This is a genomic window from Streptomyces sp. NPDC018610, assembly GCF_044391765.1.
Taxonomy (GTDB): Bacteria; Actinomycetota; Actinomycetes; order Streptomycetales; family Streptomycetaceae; genus Streptomyces.
Genome location: NZ_JBISAL010000008.1, coordinates 151,510 through 169,571 on the forward strand (window position 1 = coordinate 151,510; position 18,062 = coordinate 169,571).

An 18,062-nucleotide genomic window follows, 5' to 3' on the forward strand; every position below is an offset into this window, starting at 1 on the left:
GGGCGCGGCCCCCGTCCCGCCGGGCACCGCCCGTCCCCCAGGCCCGGCCGTGGTCGGCGGCCCTCCCGGGGGCCGGTAGGCTGGTCACATGTCCGAACCGACCGGTGCCGCCCGCCGCCGCGGGCCCTTCAAGGTCGGGGACCAGGTACAGCTGACCGACCCCAAGGGCCGCCACTACACGTTCACGCTCGAGGCCGGGAAGAACTTCCACACCCACAAGGGTTCCTTCCCGCACGACGAGCTGATCGGCGCACCCGAGGGCAGCGTTGTCCGCACCACCGGCAACGTCGCCTACCTCGCGCTGCGTCCCCTGCTCCCCGACTACGTCCTGTCCATGCCCCGCGGGGCAGCCGTCGTCTACCCGAAGGACGCGGGGCAGATCCTCGCCTTCGCCGACATCTTCCCCGGCGCCCGCGTCGTGGAGGCCGGCGTCGGCTCCGGCTCGCTCAGCAGCTTCCTGCTGCGCGCCATCGGCGACCAGGGCATGCTGCACAGCTACGAGCGCCGCGCCGACTTCGCCGAGATCGCCCAGGCCAACGTCGAGCGCTACTTCGGCGGCCCGCACCCCGCCTGGCAGCTCACCGTCGGCGACCTCCAGGACAACCTGTCCGACACCGACGTCGACCGGGTCATCCTCGACATGCTCGCCCCGTGGGAGTGCCTGGAGGCCGTCTCCAAGGCGCTCGTCCCCGGCGGCATCCTGTGCTGCTACGTCGCCACCACCACCCAGCTCGCCCGGACCGTGGAGTCCATCCGCGAGATCGGCTGCTTCAACGAGCCGACCGCCTGGGAGACGATGATCCGCAACTGGCACATCGAGGGCCTGGCCGTCCGCCCCGACCACCGCATGATCGGGCACACCGGCTTCCTGCTCACCGCCCGTCGCCTCGCCGACGGCGTCGAGCCGCCCATGCGCCGCCGCCGCCCCGCCAAGGGCGCCTACGGCGAGGACTACGAGGGCCCCAACGCCGACGGCGGCGCCGGCCGCTGAGGCGGCCCCACCGCGACCAACGAACGGGCGCCGTGGCGCAGTTCCCCACCCGGACCGGGAACTGCGCCACGGCGCCCCCGCGTTCACCGGCCAAGGATCGCCGCGCCGCGAAGTCGACACCAGTACCCACCCCACCGTTCCCCCGCACTGTGACGTGTGGCACGATGCTGGCCATCCCACCGGCACGGCCCTCACGGGAGACACTCCAGGGTCTTCCGTCTGGATCGGGCCGGATCAGGGAGCGGGGCCTGATGTCGTGCGTCGCAAGGCGGAGGAGGGCGTCATGGCGGAGCCATGGCGACCGACGACAACGCGGCGAGGAGCGGTGCCAGGGTCCGCGAGCCCGGCATGATCCGAACGAGAGGCCCTAGTGCAGCTGCAGCACTCCGCCGTCCCGGAACTGGCACACACGCACACCCGCCCCATCCACTGGGTCGCCACCGCGACCGCCGTAGCCGGTGTGATCGCCTTCTCCTCGGCCCTCCAGCCCGGCTCCGCCACCGCCGCCCAGCCAGCGGCCGGCCAGGCCAGGAGCGCTCCCGCCGCCGTCGCCCCGCCGGCCACCACGGGAGTGGCGTTCCCGATCGCGTGCGGCCCCGTCAAGGCCGTGGTCGCGAAGAAGGCCGCCGGCGACCTCGACGGCGACGGCCGGCCCGAGACCGTGGCCGTCGTCCACTGCGACGCCTCCATGGGCACCCCGCCCGACGGCGTCTACGTGCTCACCCAGGCCCAGGGCGCTAAGGAGCCGCGCGTGGTGGCCACCCTCGTCGACCCCAAGGACCGGTACACGGTCACCGACTTCGCGGTGCGCGCCGGCGCGGTCACCGCCACCCTGCTCGGCTACTCCTCGCCCGACGTGCCCAATTGCTGCCCCGACCTCGAGGACGGCGCGAAGTGGCAGTGGAAGAACGGCGCGTTCGTCCGTTCCGCCCCCGCGCAGGCGCGCAGTATCTGACTCGCTGCCCGCCAGGCGTGTGAGAAATCAGACAGTAGTGACGGTTGGCGCTCGTGCGATCACTCCGCGTCAGGTCCGTACACTTCCACCCTGTCCGAAACCCGACGCACATGGATGCAGTCGCCGGGGCATTCCCGCGCCGAGTCCACGACGTCCGTGAGAAGCGGCAGCGGCACGGGCGTTGCCGCGCCCCTGTCCTGCAGCAGCTCGTCGTCCGCGCCCTTCACGTAGGCCAGACCGTCGATGTCCAGCTCGAACACCTCGGGCGCGTACTGCGCGCAGATGCCGTCACCGGTGCACAGGTCCTGGTCGATCCAGACCTCCAGTGCCTCGTCGCCGTCCGCGGTCCGCTGCTGCACGCTCACATCTCCTGACCTGTCACGTCGAACCGCGCGGGAATCCGGCCAGCTCTGACGGGTGTTGAACGTCTCGACCCTACCTCTGACGGCTTTCCAATCGCGTTCGGTGGGTATCCCCCTGGCGTGAGGGAGAGCGCAAGGGTGAAGATCGGACACACCCCGACAGTCTTTGTGATCTAGGGGTTTCAATCGACACCCACCCAGGTAGGGTCTGGAAGCGTCCAGCTCCCCTTGGAGGAGGTGAGGACCGTGGCAGCCCACGACGACGACATGAACCGCGGCATCCGCCCGGGACGAGGGTCCGACGACCCGGCCGGGCAGATCGCCTACCTTGAGCAGGAGATCGCCGTCCTGCGACGCAAGCTCGCCGACTCTCCGCGGCACACGAGGATTCTCGAAGAGCGGATCGTCGAACTGCAGACCAATCTGGCCGGCGTGTCCGCGCAGAACGAGCGACTGGCGAACACGCTCCGAGAGGCCCGCGACCAGATCGTGGCCCTCAAGGAGGAGGTCGACCGGCTCGCCCAGCCGCCCGCCGGCTTCGGCGTCTTCCTGCAGGCCAACGAGGACGGCACGGCCGACATCTTCACCGGCGGCCGCAAGCTGAGGGTGAACGTCAGCCCCGGCGTCGAACTCGACGAGCTCAGGCGCGGCCAGGAAGTGATGCTCAACGAAGCGCTCAACGTGGTCGAGGCCATGGAGTTCGAGCGCGTCGGCGACATCGTCACCCTCAAGGAGATCCTGGAGGACGGCGAGCGAGCCCTGGTGCTCGGGCACACCGACGAGGAGCGGGTGGTCCGGCTCGCCGAGCCGCTGCTGGACGTCACCATCCGCCCCGGCGACGCCCTGCTGCTCGAACCCAGGTCCGGCTACGTCTACGAGGTCGTGCCCAAGAGCGAGGTCGAGGAACTCGTCCTCGAAGAGGTGCCCGACATCGGATACGAGCAGATCGGCGGCCTCGGCAACCAGATCGAGATGATCCGGGACGCCGTCGAGCTGCCGTACCTCTACCCGGACCTGTTCAAGGAGCACGAACTGCGCCCGCCCAAGGGCGTCCTGCTCTACGGGCCGCCCGGATGCGGCAAGACGCTCATCGCCAAGGCCGTCGCGAACTCGCTGGCCAAGAAGGTCGCCGAAGTGACCGGCCAGGCCGCCGGCAAGAGCTTCTTCCTCAACATCAAGGGCCCCGAGCTCCTGAACAAGTACGTCGGCGAGACCGAGCGGCAGATCCGCCTCGTCTTCCAGCGCGCCCGGGAGAAGGCCAGCGAGGGCACCCCCGTCATCGTCTTCTTCGACGAGATGGAGTCCCTCTTCCGCACCCGCGGCTCCGGCGTCAGCTCGGACGTGGAGAACACCATCGTCCCGCAGCTGCTCGCCGAGATCGACGGCGTGGAAGGCCTGCAGAACGTGGTCGTGATCGGCGCCTCCAACCGCGAGGACATGATCGACCCCGCCATCCTGCGGCCCGGCCGGCTCGACGTGAAGATCAAGATCGAGCGTCCCGACGCCGAGGCGGCCAAGGACATCTTCGCGAAGTACCTCACCGAGCGCCTCCCGCTGCACGCGGACGACCTCACGGAACACGGCGGCGAGAAGGACGCCACGGTCCAGGCCATGATCCAGACCGCGGTCGAGCAGATGTACGCCGAATCCGAGGAGAACCGCTTCCTGGAAGTCACCTACGCCAACGGCGACAAGGAAGTCCTCTACTTCAAGGACTTCAATTCCGGCGCCATGATCGAGAACATCGTGGGCCGCGCCAAGAAAATGGCGATCAAGGACTTCCTGGAGAAGAACCAGAAGGGCCTTCGCGTCTCCCATCTCCTCCAGGCATGCGTGGACGAGTTCAAGGAGAACGAGGACCTGCCGAACACCACCAACCCGGACGACTGGGCCCGGATCTCCGGAAAGAAGGGCGAGCGGATCGTCTACATCCGCACCCTCATCACCGGAAAGCAGGGCGCGGACACCGGACGCTCCATCGACACGGTGGCGAACACCGGTCAGTACCTGTAAAAGCGGGGCGGCTGCGGGTGCCCTCGGCGGGTACCCGCAGCCGGTCTGTTTTCCAGGGCCCACGCATGGAGCAGGCAATGACGCAAATGATCTCCCCACCAGCGCAAAGGCGTTCTAGGCTCTTTCGTACCGCCGCCGGGTCGCGCGGTGCGGGGACGGGCACCGCACAGGCACCCGAGCACCAGCGGTACTTGAGCGCCGCCCTCGACCGAGGGCGCCGCCGGGCAAGGAGGGCCGCATGACCGTACGGCGAGTGATGGGCATCGAGACGGAGTACGGGATCTCCGTCCCCGGTCACCCCAACGCCAATGCCATGCTCACCTCGTCCCAGATCGTCAACGCCTACGCCGCGGCGATGCACCGGGCCCGCCGGGCCCGCTGGGACTTCGAGGAGGAGAATCCGCTGCGGGACGCCCGCGGCTTCGACCTCGCCCGCGAGGCCGCCGACTCCAGCCAGCTCACCGACGAGGACATCGGCCTGGCCAACGTCATCCTGACCAACGGCGCGCGGCTCTACGTCGACCACGCCCACCCGGAGTACAGCGCCCCCGAGGTCACCAACCCGCGCGACGCCGTCCTGTGGGACAAGGCGGGCGAGCGGATCATGGCCGAGGCCGCCGAACGGGCCGCCCAGCTGCCCGGCGCGCAGCCCATCCACCTCTACAAGAACAACACCGACAACAAGGGCGCCTCCTACGGGACGCACGAGAACTACCTGATGAAGCGGGAGACCGCCTTCTCGGACATCGTGCGCCACCTCACGCCCTTCTTCGTCTCCCGCCAGGTCGTCACCGGCGCCGGCCGGGTCGGCATCGGCCAGGACGGCCACGAGCACGGCTTCCAGCTCAGCCAGCGCGCGGACTACTTCGAGGTCGAGGTGGGCCTGGAGACCACCCTCAAGCGCCCGATCATCAACACCCGCGACGAGCCGCACGCGGACGCGGAGAAGTACCGCCGCCTGCACGTGATCATCGGCGACGCGAACCTCTCGGAGATCTCCACCTACCTCAAGCTGGGCACGACCGCCCTGGTCCTGTCCATGATCGAGGACGGTTTCATCGCCGTCGACCTGGCCGTCGACCAGCCCGTGCGCACCCTGCACCAGGTCTCGCACGACCCGTCGCTCAAGCGCCTGATCACGCTGCGCAGCGGCCGGACACTGACCGCGGTGCAGCTCCAGATGGAGTACTTCGAGCTGTCCCGCAAGTACGTCGAGGAGCGCTTCGGGGCCGACGCGGACGACCAGACCAAGGACGTCCTGGCCCGCTGGGAGGACACCCTCAACCGCCTGGAGAACGACCCCATGAGCCTGGCCGGCGAGCTGGACTGGGTCGCCAAGCGGGAGCTCATGGAAGGCTACCGGCGCCGCGACGGCCTCGACTGGGACGCCGCCCGGCTCCACCTGGTGGACCTCCAGTACGCCGACGTGCGCGCCGAGAAGGGCCTGTACAACCGTCTGGCGGCCCGTGGCCGCATGAAGCGCCTGCTGGACGAGGGCGAGGTCGACCGCGCCCGCAGGAAGCCGCCGGAGGACACTCGCGCGTACTTCCGCGGCCGGTGCCTGGAGCAGTACGCCGACGACGTCGCGGCGGCGTCCTGGGACTCGGTCATCTTCGACCTGCCGGGCCGCGACTCCCTCCAGCGCGTCCCAACCCTGGAACCGCTTCGCGGAACGCGTAATCACGTCAAGGAGCTCCTGGACCGCTGCCGCACCGCGGAGGACCTGGTCAGGGTCCTGTCCGGCGGCTGAGTGGGTACCCGGAGGAGGCCGGCGGCCGGGGGTGGAATCCCCGGCGTCCGGGAATCATCGAGACGGCCCCCGCACGTTGCGGAAAGTGCGGGGCCGATGTCGGACCCGGCTTGTAGGGTCTGATCATCACCGATCGGCCGTAATGCCGACCATGTCGGGCGAACCGAACTGAGCGGGGTGAGGGTTATGGCGACCAAGGACACCGGCGGCGGGCAGCAGAAGGCCACGCGCTCGACCGAGGAGGTCGAGGAGCAGGCGCAGGACGCCCAGGCGAGCGACGACCTCAAGGAACGCCACGAGAAGCTGAGCGACGACGTCGACGACGTCCTGGACGAAATCGATGATGTGCTCGAGTCCAACGCTGAGGATTTCGTGAGGTCATTCGTGCAGAAGGGTGGGGAGTAGGGGTCCCGTTGACCGGTTCACCTTCGAAATGAAGGTCGAGGGGGGAAGGTGCGGGGTCAGGACGACGTGAAGCGCTGCGCGCGGTGTCGGAAGGAGAGACCGCGCGCGGACTTCGCGAGCAACAGGGCGATGAGCGACGGCCTCCAGGCGTACTGCCGGGAGTGCTCTGCGGAGTACTACCGGCAGCGCCAGGAGGCCAAGGGCAGGTCTGTGCGGGTCAGGGTGCCGGTTCCGAGGGGGTACAAGCGGTGCCCTCAGTGCGAGACGGTGAAGCCGCACTCCGAGTGGGAGCGCAACAAATCCTCCTCGGACGGCTGGTCGAGCTACTGCCGCGAGTGCCGTGCCGAGCGGAACCGGATCAGCTACTACAAGCGCAAGTACGGTCTCACCCCGGTGGAACGGGACGCCATGATCGCGGCTCAACGGGGCGTCTGTTGCATCTGCCTCGCTGCCCCAGCCGAGCATGTGGATCACTGCCACGAGACGGGTAGGGTCCGTGGCGTACTGTGCTTCAGCTGCAATGCCGCGCTGGGGCAGTTCAAGGATCGGCCCGACGCCATAAGGCGGGCCGCCGCTTACGTGGAAGGAATCGCGTGGAAGCCAACACTCGTAGCACCGGGCGTCTACCGGCTGCCTTCCTGACGCCTGGCTCCTCGTCCTTCATGGACTTCCTCGCCGAGCACCAGCCGGAGCTGCTGCCCGGCAAGCGGCAGCTGCCGCCCACCCAGGGGGTGATCGAGGCGCCGCACGGCACGACGATCGTGGCCGTGACCTTCCCGGGGGGCGTCGTGCTGGCCGGCGACCGGCGGGCGACCATGGGGAACGTCATCGCGCAGCGGGACATCGAGAAGGTGTTCCCGGCCGACGAGTACTCGGCCGTCGGCATCGCCGGCACGGCGGGTCTGGCGGTGGAGATGGTGAAGCTGTTCCAGCTGGAGCTGGAGCACTTCGAGAAGGTGGAGGGGACGCAGCTGTCGCTGGAGGGCAAGGCGAACCGGCTGTCGACCATGATCCGCTCGAACCTGGGCATGGCCATGCAGGGGCTGGCCGTGGTGCCGCTGTTCGCCGGGTTCGACCTGGACCGCGACAAGGGGCGCATCTTCTCCTACGACGTCACCGGCGGCCGCAGCGAGGAGCACGGCTTCGCGGCGACCGGGTCCGGTTCGGTCTTCGCGCGCGGGGCCATGAAGAAGCTGTACCGCGACGACCTGTCCGAGGCCGAGGCGACCACCCTGGTGGTCCAGGCCCTGTACGACGCGGCAGACGACGACTCGGCGACCGGCGGTCCCGATGTCGCCCGCCGGATCTATCCGATCGTCACCGTGATCACCGATGACGGCTTCCGCCGGCTGACCGACGACGAGTCCTCCGAGATCGCCCGATCGGTGCTGCAGCGGCGTCTGGAGCAGCCCGACGGTCCGCGGGCCGCGCTGCTGTAGGCGGCGGCGGTCTCTTGTCCAGGGTGATCCCGTGACCACAACAGAAAGGGACGGATAACCGGTGTCGACGCCGTTCTATGTCTCACCCCAGCAGGCCATGGCCGACCGGGCCGAGTACGCCCGCAAGGGCATCGCCCGCGGCCGCAGCCTGGTCGTGCTGCAGTATGCCGACGGCATCGTGTTCGTCGGCGAGAATCCGTCCCGCGCGCTGCACAAGTTCAGCGAGATCTACGACCGGATCGGCTTCGCCGCGGCCGGCAAGTACAACGAGTACGAGAACCTGCGGATCGGCGGTGTGCGCTACGCCGACCTGCGCGGTTACACCTACGACCGGGACGACGTCACGGCCCGGGGCCTGGCGAACGTCTACGCCCAGACGCTGGGCACGATCTTCTCCAGCGCGGCGGAGAAGCCGTACGAGGTGGAGCTGGTGGTCGCCGAGGTGGGGGAGACCCCGGAGGGCGACCAGATCTACCGGCTGCCGCACGACGGCTCGATCGTGGACGAGCACGGCTCGGTCGCGGTCGGCGGCAACGCCGAGCAGATCAGCGGCTACCTCGACCAGCGTCACCGGGACGGGATGACGCTGGCCGAGGCGCTGAAGCTGGCGGTGCAGGCGCTGTCCCGCGACACCAACGGCAGCGAGCGGGAGATCCCCGCCGAGCGCCTGGAGGTGGCGGTGCTGGACCGCACGCGTCCGCAGAAGCGCAAGTTCAAGCGCATCGTCGGACGTCAGCTGTCCCGGCTGCTGGCGGGCGGGACCGCGGACACCGCCCAGGACTCCGACGACAACGGGGACGCCGAGGAGTAACCCTCGTCCGCTCCCGCACGCCCAGGAAGCCCCGGCCGACGTCACGGCCGGGGCTCCCGGCGTCTCAGGAGGCGCCCGGCGGGGCCGTGGAGCCCCTCACCACGAGTTCGACCGGGATCTGCCCGCCGTCGGGTGTACGGCCGTCCAGGACGGCCAGGAGGGCCCGCATGCCGTGCTCGCCGAACAGCTCGGCGTCCAGCCGGACGGTGGTCAACTCGGGGTCGACGGCGGTGGCGAGGCCCAGGTCGTCGACGCCGGTGACGGAGATGTCGTCGGGAACCCGCAGACCGAGGCGCCGCAGCGCCTTGTAGGCCCCGACGGCCAGCTTGTCGTCGTCGCAGACCACGGCGGTGGGGCGGGGCCCCGGAGCGCTCAGGGCGGCCTCGGTGGCGGCCCGGGCGTCCTCGACGGCGATGGCGGCGCGGGCGGTGCGCAGGGACGCGCCCGGTACGGCGCCCAGGCGTGCCTCGAGTTCCCGCGCCCGTACCTCGAAGGTCCACGACGGCACGTCCGCGGCCAGGTGGAGGAAGCGCCGGTGGCCGAGTCCGAGCAGGTGGGCGGCGACCTGCCGTACGGCGTCGGCGATGTCCAGGTTGACCGTCGCCGCGCCCGGGCTGCCGTCGGGGTCGCTGTCCAGCATGACCAGGGGGAGGCGGTCGCCGCGGATCGCGGTGAGGGCGTCGGCCGCCATGGAGGAGGCGATGACGCCGTCCAGGGCGGCCTGGGCGGAGGCGAAGGGGTTGCGCGCCGGGCCGATGCCCTCGGGGGAGGGGTAGAGGACGACGCCGAAGCCGTGCTCGGCGGCGACGCGGGCGGCGCCGGTGTAGACGCCGGCGAAGAACTCGGTGGTGAGGGCCGGGACGACCAGGAGGACGGTCCGGGTGTGGCCGAGGCGGAGGTTGCGGGCGGCCAGATTGGGCCGGTAGCCGAGGTCGTCGGCGGCCCGGCGCACCCGTTCGGCGGTGGCCTGCGAGACGCGGCCGCGCCATTTGTCGCCCAGGACCAGGGAGACGGCGGCCTGGGAGACCCCGGCGGCCTGGGCGACGTCGCGGCTGGTGGGCCGTGTGCTTTCTCGTGCCACCGTGCGGCCGCTCCTCGTCGTGCGGTCGTGCGCCTTGCGGCCCACTCCCGGTCGTCTGGACTGTGAACAGCGCACATGGTACGTATGGCGGAACACGTTATACGTAACACTTGACCATGGAGGGCCGGCGATGGCGGCGGGACTCGCGGGATACCTGGAGATCCTCAGGACGCGGCACGCCGCCCGGCTGCTGGCCGGCACGCTGGTGGGGCGGCTGCCGAACGCCACGGCGGCGATCGCGATCGTCCTGTTCGTGCGCGCGGAGGGCGGCACCTACAGCCTGGCCGGGGCGCTGGCGGCGGTGTACGGCGTCGCCAACGCGGTCGGGCAGCCCGTGCTGGGACGCCTGGTGGACCTGTACGGGCAGCCGCGGGTGCAGCTGCCCGCGGCGGTCGCGGCGGCCCTGGCGATGACCGCCTTCGCCCTGACCGGCGCCGAGCCGCGCGCGCTCGCCTACCCGGCCGTGGCGGCGGCCGGGCTGTTCACACCGCCCCTGGAGGGCGGTCTGCGCGCCCTGTGGCCCTCCGTCCTGAGCGGGGAGGGCCGGGTGCACACCGCCTACGCCATGGACGCGGTGGCGCAGGAGGTCATGTTCACCGTGGGGCCACTGCTGGTGACCCTGTGCGTGTCGCTGTGGTCGGCGTGCGCGGCGCTGGTGGTGCTGAACGTGCTCGGGGTGCTGGGCGCGCTCTGCGTGGTCCTGTCGCCGCCCTCGCGGGCCTGGCGTTCGGCGCCGCGGGAGGCGCACTGGCTCGGGGCGCTGCGCTCGCCCGGCCTGCTGGCCCTGCTCGCCGCGTTCCTCTTCGTCGGCGTGGCGCTGGGCTCCATCACGGTGGCGGCGGTCCCGTACGCCGACGGCCACGGCGGCGACGCGGTGTACGGGTGGCTGATGGCGGCGCTGGGGCTGGGCGCGCTGGCCGGCGGCACCGTGTACGGGGCGCGGCAGTGGGCGGGCGCGCCCGAGCGGCGACTGCGTGTGCTGGTGGCCCTTCTGGCGGTGTGTTACCTGCCGCTGACGCTGCTGCCGGGCGCGGTGGCGATGGTGGCGCTGACGGCGCTCGCGGGGGTGTTCCTCGCGCCGTGCATCGCCTGCGCGTTCGTCATCGTGGACCGGCACGCGCCGGCCGGGACGGTGACGGAGGCGTTCTCCTGGCTGGTGACGACGTTCACGGTGGGGGCGTCGGTGGGGACGGGGGCCGCGGGTCCGGTGGTCCAGGCCGGCGGCGCGCTGTGGGGGTTCGCGGTGCCGGGGGCGGCCGGGGCCGTGTCGTTGCTGGTGCTCCTGGCGACGGGGCGGGTCCTCGCAGCTCCCGTCGGAGGGGCGGTCGTTGCGGCTTCATCGGAAAATGATCCAAATCGTGCTGCCGAACCCCGTTTCAGCTCGGGGGATCGGGCGTAATGTTCAGTCATGGACCGCCGCATTTTCGGGCTGGAGAACGAGTACGGCGTCACGTGCACGTTCAGGGGACAGCGCCGCCTGTCGCCTGACGAGGTGGCGCGGTACCTCTTCCGCCGTGTCGTGTCATGGGGCCGCAGCAGCAATGTCTTTCTGCGAAACGGCGCCCGGCTCTATCTCGACGTGGGGTCACATCCGGAATATGCGACACCCGAATGTGACAATGTGACCGAACTGGTCACCCACGACAAGGCCGGCGAGCGCATTCTCGAAGGACTCCTGGTAGACGCGGAACGACGCCTGCACGAGGAGGGAATCGCGGGCGACGTCTACCTCTTCAAGAACAACACCGACTCGGCGGGCAACTCCTACGGATGCCACGAGAACTATCTGGTGGCACGGCACGGGGAGTTCTCCCGGCTCGCGGACATCCTCATTCCCTTCCTGGTCACCCGGCAGCTGCTGTGCGGCGCCGGCAAGGTCCTGCAGACACCGCGCGGGGCCGTCTACTGCGTGAGCCAGCGGGCGGAGCACATCTGGGAGGGCGTCTCCTCGGCGACGACCCGTTCGCGGCCGATCATCAACACCCGCGACGAGCCGCACGCGGACGCCGAGCGCTACCGCCGTCTGCACGTCATCGTCGGCGACTCGAACATGTCGGAGACGACGATGCTGCTGAAGGTCGGCGCCACCGACCTGGTGCTGCGCATGATCGAGGCGGGCACGGTGATGCGCGACCTCACCCTGGAGAACCCGATCCGGGCGATCCGCGAGGTCAGCCACGACATCACCGGCCGCCGCAAGGTGCGCCTGGCCAGCGGCCGGGAGGCGTCCGCGCTGGAGGTGCAGCGCGAGTACTACGAGAAGGCGGTGGACTTCTGCGAGCGCCGCGGCATCCGCACCGGCACGGTGGAGCAGGTGCTGGAGCTGTGGGGCCGCACGCTGGACGCGATCGAGGCCGAGGACCTCGACCGCATCGGCACCGAGATCGACTGGGTGATGAAGTACAAGCTCATCGAGCGGTACCGGGCCAAGCACAACATGACCATGTCGCATCCGCGGGTCGCCCAGATAGACCTCGCCTACCACGACATCCACCGCCGTCGCGGCCTGTACTACCTGCTGGAGAAGAAGGGTCAGGCCACCCGGATCTGCAACGACTTGAAGATCTTCGAGGGCAAGTCGGTCCCGCCGCAGACCACTCGGGCCCGGCTGCGCGGCGACTTCATCCGGCGGGCGCAGGAGCAGCGCAGGGACTTCACGGTCGACTGGGTGCACCTGAAGCTCAACGACCAGGCGCAGCGGACCGTGTTGTGCAAGGACCCGTTCCGTTCGGTGGACGACCGGGTGGAGAAGCTCATCGCCGGAATGTGACCGGAAGGTGAGCGGCATGCGGTGAGAGCGGGTTGCCGCGGACCTCGCGGGAAGACCGTACGGGCGTCGTGCGTTTCGCGTACGGCGCCCTTCTCATGCCCCGGCGTCGTTTCGGGAAGGACGCGCCGTCTCCCGGCCGAAACCGGTGCGGGCCGCAGCCGGTATCGGCGTCCGATGGTCAGTAAGGTAGCGCGCACGCCATCCACCGGATCGACCGATTACGAGGCCCCCACAGTGCGCCGACGCTCTCTTCTGCTTTCCGTACCCGCGGGACTGGTCACGCTGGCCGCCTGCGGCAGCGACAAGTCCGATTCGGGCAAGACCAGCGACAGCGCCTCCCCGGCCCCCTCGGCGACGCCGTCGGCCCCGGCCACGTCCGCCGCGCCGCCGCCGAAGATCGTCTCCGGTCCGCTGCCGGCGATCACGGCGGGCACGAAGTTCGGCGAGAAGCCGACCGTGGCCAAGGGCGCCGGGCAGCCCTCGAAGGACCTGGCCGTCAAGACGGTGATCGCGGGCGGTGGCCGCACCCTGGCGGAGAACGACTACGTCCAGGCGCACTACCTCGGCCAGGTCTGGGACACGGCGAAGGTCTTCGACAACTCCTACGACCGCAAGACGCCGCTGCTCATCCAGCTCTCCCAGGGCACGATCATCGACGGCTGGCGCTACGCGCTCACGGGCAAGAAGGTCGGCAGCCGGGTGCAGTTCGCGGTGCCGCCCACCTGGGGGTATGGCTCGCAGGGCAACTCGCAGGCGGGCATCAAGGGCACCGACACGCTGGTGTTCGTCGTCGACGTGCAGGACGCCTTCAACGCCAAGAGCTCGGCCAAGGGCAAGGTGGTGCAGAAGAAGGACGCGAGCCTGCCGACCGTGGGCACCGCCACCGACGGCACCGCCCCGGAGATCACCGTCCCGAAGGGCGCCGCGCCGAAGAAGCTGGCCGCCGAGTACGTCATCGAGGGCGACGGCGCCGTGGTCAAGGCGGACAGCACGGTGCTCGTCCAGTACAAGGGCGTGCTGTGGGACAGCGGCAAGGAGTTCGACTCGACGTACGGCAGGAAGGCGCTGACCTCCTTCTCCCTCCAGCAGGTCGTCCCGGGGTGGGCGAAGGGGCTGACCGGCAAGAAGGTCGGCAGCCGCGTCCTGATCGTGATTCCGCCGGCCGACGGCTACGGCGACAACCCGCCGCCGAACAGCGGCATCAAGAAGGACTCCACGCTGGTCTTCTCGGTGGACATCCTGGCGGCGATGTAGCGGGTCGCTCGACGGGCGGGGGACCGCCACGTGGTTCGATAGGCTGGATACCGTGCGTCGCCGGCCAGGCACGTACGCATTCCTTGCTCTAACGGGCAACCGGGCAGGTTCCGTCCCGGCTGGTGCTGAGAGCGTCAGACTCGTCCGCTCGCCGAGCGGACGAGCTGCTTGAGCCAGGAATCCCCCGCTTTCGGCGGGGGAGGGTTCAAGTGTCGTACACGAGCAGGAGCGTTGAGACGTGAGCATCGACAAGCCCGAGATCGACTTCCCGGGCGGCGAGCCCCCGGCGGACCTCGAGATCAAGGACATCTGGGAGGGCGACGGGCCCGAGGCGCAGGCCGGGCAGACCGTCACCGTCCACTACGTGGGCGTCGCCTTCAGCACCGGTGAGGAGTTCGACGCCAGCTGGAACCGGGGCACTCCGTTCCGCTTCCCGCTGGGCGGCGGCCGTGTCATCCAGGGCTGGGACCAGGGCGTGCAGGGCATGAAGGTCGGCGGCCGTCGCCAGCTGACCATCCCCGCGCACCTCGCCTACGGCGACCAGAGCCCCACCCCGGCGATCAAGCCCGGTGAGACCCTGATCTTCGTGGTGGACCTGCTCGGGGTCTGATCCCTGAGCGGAGTCGGACCGGATCCGATCACCTGGGGCCCATGCCTGTCCGGCGTGGGCCCTCGGCTTTTGCCACCGAGGTGCGGGGCGGTACGGTCAACGGTCGTAAGGACCATCAGAAAGGCGAAGGGCATCGATGGCCATTGCCAAGGCCGAGCGGCTGATGAACCTGGCGCTGTGCCTGCTCGGGACGCGACGGCCGCTCAGCAAGCGCGAGCTGCGCGACTCCATCGAGGCCTACGTCGAGGCCTCCGGGCCGGGCAAGGGGGCGCCGGGCAGCGACGACTCCTTCAACCGCATGTTCGAGCGGGACAAGGACGACCTGCGTGAGCTCGGGCTGGTCATCGAGACCGTGGAGAGCCTGGACGGCGAGATCGGCTACCTGGCCCGCCGGGACAGCAACCGGCTGCCGCCCATCACCCTGGACGCCGAGGAGGCCGCGGCCCTGGGCCTGGCCGCCAAGGTGTGGCAGCAGGCGCGCCTGGCCGGAGCGGCCAGCGGCGCCCTGCAGAAGCTGCGCGCGGCCGGGCTGCTCGAGGACGTCGACCCGTTCGAGGCGCACGGCGCGCTGGAGCCGCGCATCCCGGTGCACGAGGCCGCCTTCGAGCCGCTGATGCTGGCCTGCCGCGACCGCCGTCCGGTCGCCTTCGACTACCGCAAGGCCAACGCCGCGCGCCCCGAGACCCGGCATGTCGAGCCGTGGGCGCTGGAGTGCTGGCGCGGTCACTGGTACCTGGCCGGCTTCGACCGCGACCGCGGCGCCGAGCGGGTGTTCCGGCTGTCGAGGATCACCGGCAAGGTCCGTTCCCGCGGCGCCGCCTTCACCGCCCCGGTGCCCGACGTCGTCACCGTCCGGGAGACCGTGGCGAGCTGGGCCGGCGAGATCGCCGACCGCTCCGCGCGGATCCGGCTGCGCTCCGGCGCCGGCTACCCGCTGCGGGCCAAGGCCACAGCGGTGCGGGAGCTCGGCGACGGCTGGGACGAGCTGGAGATCCCGTACGGGCACGGGCTGGACGCCTGGCTGGTGGAGTTCGGCCCGGACGTGGTGGTCCTGGAACCCGCGGAGCTGCGGGCGGACGTGGTGGACCGGCTGCGCGCCGTGGCCAAGGGCTGAGGGGGAGCGAGCAAACACTGTGGCAGGCAAACCGGTCAGGCACGTGAACGCCATCGACCAGACCCGGCGGATGCTCTCCCTGGTGACCTATCTCAGGGAGCGCCCCGGCGCCCGGATCGAGGACGTGGCGCGCGCCTTCGGCATCACCGAGGACGAGCTGGTCAGCGACCTCGACGTGCTGCCCATGTGCGGCACCAGCTTCCGCGGCGGCGACCTGCTGGACATCGACACCGACGGCGAGCGGATCTGGTGGCACAACCCGGCCGCGCTCGGCGCGGACGCCGCCGAGCCGCTGCGGCTGGCCGCGGACGAGGCGACCGCCCTGCTGGTCGCCGCCCGCGCGGTGGCCACCCTGCCGGGCCTGCGCGAGAGCGACCGGCAGGCGCTGCTGCGGGCGACGGCCAAGGTGGAGACCGCGGCCGGCGAGGCGGCGGGCGCCAGCTCCCGCCTCTCGGTGACCTTCGAGTCGGAGGGCGGCGTCTTCGCCGACGTCGACCGGGCCATCTCCGAGCGCCGCCGGCTGTGGATCCGCTACTACTCGCCCGCCCGGGACGAGGTCACCGAGCGCGAGATCGACCCCATCCGCCTGGTCAGCGTCGGCCACACGTACGTGGAGGCGTGGTGCCGCCGCTCCGAGGCGCGCCGCACCTTCCGGCTGGACCGGGTCGCCGAGATCAGGATCCTCGACGAGCCGTCCGCGCCGCCCGAGGTGGAGCTGCGGGACCTGTCCGAAGCGCTGGTGCAGCCCGCGGCGGAGGACCCGGAGGTCGTCGTGGAGGTCGGCCCGGGAGGCCGCTGGGTCGCCGAGTACTACCCGCACGACAGCGCCGATGAGCTTCCCGACGGCGGTCTGCGTATCACCCTGCGCACACCCGATCCGGCCTCGCTCCGACGGCTGGCGCTGCGCCTGGGCCGCGACGGCCGGATCGTGGCGCCCGGCGAGCTGGCCGACAGCGCCCGGCAGGCGGCCCACGAGGCCCTGGCGGCGTACGACGTCGTCGAGGGGGACACCGGCGTCGGCGGGGACCCGGGACCCGGTTACGGAGCCCAGGACGCCGACCACACGCGGGCGGGGCACGGGGTGCGCGGCGGATCGGCCGGGCCGGTCCCGGGCGGCGACAGACAGGAGCGAGCGCTGTGAACGAGTCGACGGCACCCGGGGACCGGGACATGTCGGTGGCGGCGGCCTTCGCGGGGATGCGGAACGTGGCTCCCGCGGTGTTCCGCGCGTGCTGCCCGGACTGCCGGTCCCGTTTCGAACTCGACGCCGGCGCGCTGCGGCTGGTGGTCGGCGCCACCAGCCGTACCACCTTCTACTCCTTCACCTGCCCGGCGTGCGGGGTCTCGGCCCGCAAGCCGGCCGGGGAACGCATCGTCGAGCTGCTCACCAGCGGCGGGGTCAGGACCCTGCGGCTGCACTGCGCCGTCTGAGCCGCCGCCCGTCGGCCTCCGGGGCGCGCCCGGCAAGCGAAAGGCCGGGTCACGTCACCGTGACCCGGCCGTCCGCACCGCCTCCCGGCGGATCGGCAGCGGCCGCTCCCCGTGGTCGGGGTTGATATCGGATGAAGATCAACACCCGATGCCAAGAATGTCCCTGGACGCCAGGTCCGCTCTCCCGCCGACCGGGGCGGGCCGCCGGCCCCCGCTGCACGCGGGACCGCCCGCGGACCGTCTAGGCTCAGGGCCATGGTGTGGCCGATGTTCGCGGTAGCTGCGGGATTTCTGGGACTAGCCGTCCTCGGTGTGCTGGCGGTCCGGGTCTTCCTGGAGGCGCAACGCCTCGGCAGGCAGGTGTCGGACTCGGCACGGCGTATCAACAGGGCGGCCGAGGACCTGGAACGGGCGGCGGTGAGCGCGGCGCGGGCGGCCGACCCCCGGTGAGCCGGGCCGGGAACTTCTGTGAGGTTCCGAACGTCACGTCCGGTGGGGTGCTCGGGCCTGTACCCGCGGTCGCGCGCCTGGGTACGCTCTACGCGCGGCCCGGGACACGAGGCACGGTCCGCACGGCACGAGTACACGTGGGGATGGTCTCGCGTTCATCCCCGGGCGATACGATCGCTGTCAGCATGATGGCCAGCCCCCTGCCCGTCCCGTCGGGCCGGACCCGCCGCCCCGCCTCAGTGAGAAGGTGAAGACTGATGTTCCGCAACGCACTCGAGCCGTGGCACCTGGTGCTGTTGATTGTCGTGATCGTCCTCGTTTTCGGCTCGAAGAAGCTTCCGGACATGGCGCGCTCGCTCGGCAAGTCCGCGCGCATCCTGAAGAGCGAGGCCAAGGCCATGAAGGGCGACGGCAAGGCGGCCTCCACGTCCGCCCAGCCGGAGGAGGAGCAGCCCCAGCAGGCGCAGCGCACGATCCAGGCATCCCCCGGTGACGTGACCAGCTCCCGGCCGGTCAGCGAGCCGACGAACACGACGACCCAGCGCTGACGCGAGGACCGGGACCTCTCCGGTCCACTTGCACGAGATGAGGAAGTGGGTTGCTCAAGCCTGCCCTTAAGAAGGAGA

The 18,062-nt window shown here is 70.7% G+C and carries 19 protein-coding genes; 17 read left to right on the plus strand and 2 right to left on the minus strand.

Annotated features, from left to right (window positions below; all coding sequences use genetic code 11):
* The first annotated feature begins 88 nt into the window (after positions 1-88).
* Entirely contained in the window at positions 89-991 is a 903-nt protein-coding gene (locus ACH5A8_RS21460) for a tRNA (adenine-N1)-methyltransferase (protein WP_276109401.1), read from the plus strand.
* Between the two features lie 376 nt (positions 992-1,367).
* Positions 1,368-1,946 (plus strand): hypothetical protein, encoded by a 579-nt coding sequence (locus tag ACH5A8_RS21465; RefSeq protein WP_399004620.1) that lies wholly within the window; start codon positions 1,368-1,370, stop codon positions 1,944-1,946.
* Positions 1,947-2,005: 59 nt separating this feature from the next.
* Here ACH5A8_RS21465 and ACH5A8_RS21470 read toward each other — a convergent pair whose 3' ends face one another.
* On the minus strand, positions 2,006-2,311 hold the full coding sequence (locus ACH5A8_RS21470) for a ferredoxin (RefSeq protein WP_399004217.1): 306 nt from the start codon (positions 2,309-2,311) through the stop codon (positions 2,006-2,008).
* Positions 2,312-2,554: 243 nt separating this feature from the next.
* Between ACH5A8_RS21470 and arc the strand changes: the two genes are divergently transcribed.
* The 6 genes from arc (at position 2,555) to prcA (ending at position 8,726) form a co-directional block, all read left to right on the plus strand.
* Positions 2,555-4,321 (plus strand): proteasome ATPase, encoded by a 1,767-nt coding sequence (gene arc, locus ACH5A8_RS21475; protein WP_399004219.1) that lies wholly within the window; start codon positions 2,555-2,557, stop codon positions 4,319-4,321.
* 238 nt (positions 4,322-4,559) lie between these two features.
* Positions 4,560-6,071 carry a depupylase/deamidase Dop gene (gene dop, locus ACH5A8_RS21480; protein ID WP_399004221.1) on the plus strand — a complete coding sequence of 504 codons (1,512 nt, stop codon included), beginning with the start codon at positions 4,560-4,562 and terminating at the stop codon, positions 6,069-6,071.
* Positions 6,072-6,257: 186 nt separating this feature from the next.
* Positions 6,258-6,476: a ubiquitin-like protein Pup gene (locus ACH5A8_RS21485; protein WP_019986142.1), complete on the plus strand. Its 219-nt coding sequence runs from the start codon at positions 6,258-6,260 to the stop codon at positions 6,474-6,476.
* A gap of 129 nt (positions 6,477-6,605) precedes the next feature.
* Positions 6,606-7,118, plus strand: a complete 513-nt coding sequence (locus tag ACH5A8_RS21490; protein WP_399004224.1) for an endonuclease VII domain-containing protein — start codon at positions 6,606-6,608, stop codon at positions 7,116-7,118.
* Entirely contained in the window at positions 7,070-7,915 is an 846-nt protein-coding gene (gene prcB, locus ACH5A8_RS21495) for a proteasome subunit beta (protein ID WP_399004226.1), read from the plus strand. The genes ACH5A8_RS21490 and prcB overlap by 49 nt, the downstream gene beginning before the upstream one ends.
* Positions 7,916-7,976: 61 nt before the next feature.
* Positions 7,977-8,726: a proteasome subunit alpha gene (gene prcA, locus ACH5A8_RS21500; protein WP_399004228.1), complete on the plus strand. Its 750-nt coding sequence runs from the start codon at positions 7,977-7,979 to the stop codon at positions 8,724-8,726.
* A gap of 64 nt (positions 8,727-8,790) precedes the next feature.
* On the opposite strand, the gene ACH5A8_RS21505 is transcribed toward prcA, so the two are convergent.
* The gene (locus ACH5A8_RS21505) at positions 8,791-9,807 is read right to left on the minus strand and encodes a LacI family DNA-binding transcriptional regulator (protein WP_399004230.1); all 1,017 of its coding nucleotides are present in this window, start codon (positions 9,805-9,807) and stop codon (positions 8,791-8,793) included.
* Between the two features lie 130 nt (positions 9,808-9,937).
* Between ACH5A8_RS21505 and ACH5A8_RS21510 the strand changes: the two genes are divergently transcribed.
* The 9 genes from ACH5A8_RS21510 to tatA all read left to right on the plus strand — a co-directional run bounded on the left by ACH5A8_RS21510 (position 9,938) and on the right by tatA (position 17,984).
* A complete protein-coding gene (locus ACH5A8_RS21510; protein ID WP_399004232.1) occupies positions 9,938-11,206 on the plus strand; it encodes an MFS transporter in 1,269 nt (422 codons plus the stop codon).
* Positions 11,207-11,215: 9 nt separating this feature from the next.
* Positions 11,216-12,577: a Pup--protein ligase gene (gene pafA / locus ACH5A8_RS21515; protein WP_062672158.1), complete on the plus strand. Its 1,362-nt coding sequence runs from the start codon at positions 11,216-11,218 to the stop codon at positions 12,575-12,577.
* Positions 12,578-12,811: 234 nt separating this feature from the next.
* Positions 12,812-13,831: an FKBP-type peptidyl-prolyl cis-trans isomerase gene (locus tag ACH5A8_RS21520; protein WP_399004234.1), complete on the plus strand. Its 1,020-nt coding sequence runs from the start codon at positions 12,812-12,814 to the stop codon at positions 13,829-13,831.
* Between the two features lie 238 nt (positions 13,832-14,069).
* Positions 14,070-14,441, plus strand: a complete 372-nt coding sequence (locus ACH5A8_RS21525) for an FKBP-type peptidyl-prolyl cis-trans isomerase (RefSeq protein ID WP_399004236.1) — start codon at positions 14,070-14,072, stop codon at positions 14,439-14,441.
* 136 nt (positions 14,442-14,577) lie between these two features.
* Positions 14,578-15,555: a helix-turn-helix transcriptional regulator gene (locus ACH5A8_RS21530; protein ID WP_399004238.1), complete on the plus strand. Its 978-nt coding sequence runs from the start codon at positions 14,578-14,580 to the stop codon at positions 15,553-15,555.
* Positions 15,556-15,574: 19 nt separating this feature from the next.
* Positions 15,575-16,696 carry a helix-turn-helix transcriptional regulator gene (locus ACH5A8_RS21535; RefSeq protein WP_399004240.1) on the plus strand — a complete coding sequence of 374 codons (1,122 nt, stop codon included), beginning with the start codon at positions 15,575-15,577 and terminating at the stop codon, positions 16,694-16,696.
* A complete protein-coding gene (locus tag ACH5A8_RS21540) occupies positions 16,693-16,986 on the plus strand; it encodes a hypothetical protein (RefSeq protein ID WP_399004241.1) in 294 nt (97 codons plus the stop codon). The genes ACH5A8_RS21535 and ACH5A8_RS21540 overlap by 4 nt, the downstream gene beginning before the upstream one ends.
* 255 nt (positions 16,987-17,241) lie before the next feature.
* Complete coding sequence (locus tag ACH5A8_RS21545) at positions 17,242-17,436, plus strand: hypothetical protein (protein WP_360965639.1); 195 nt, start codon at positions 17,242-17,244, stop codon at positions 17,434-17,436.
* 257 nt (positions 17,437-17,693) lie between these two features.
* Positions 17,694-17,984, plus strand: a complete 291-nt coding sequence (tatA, locus tag ACH5A8_RS21550; protein ID WP_396318974.1) for a Sec-independent protein translocase subunit TatA — start codon at positions 17,694-17,696, stop codon at positions 17,982-17,984.
* The last annotated feature ends 78 nt before the right edge of the window (positions 17,985-18,062 follow it).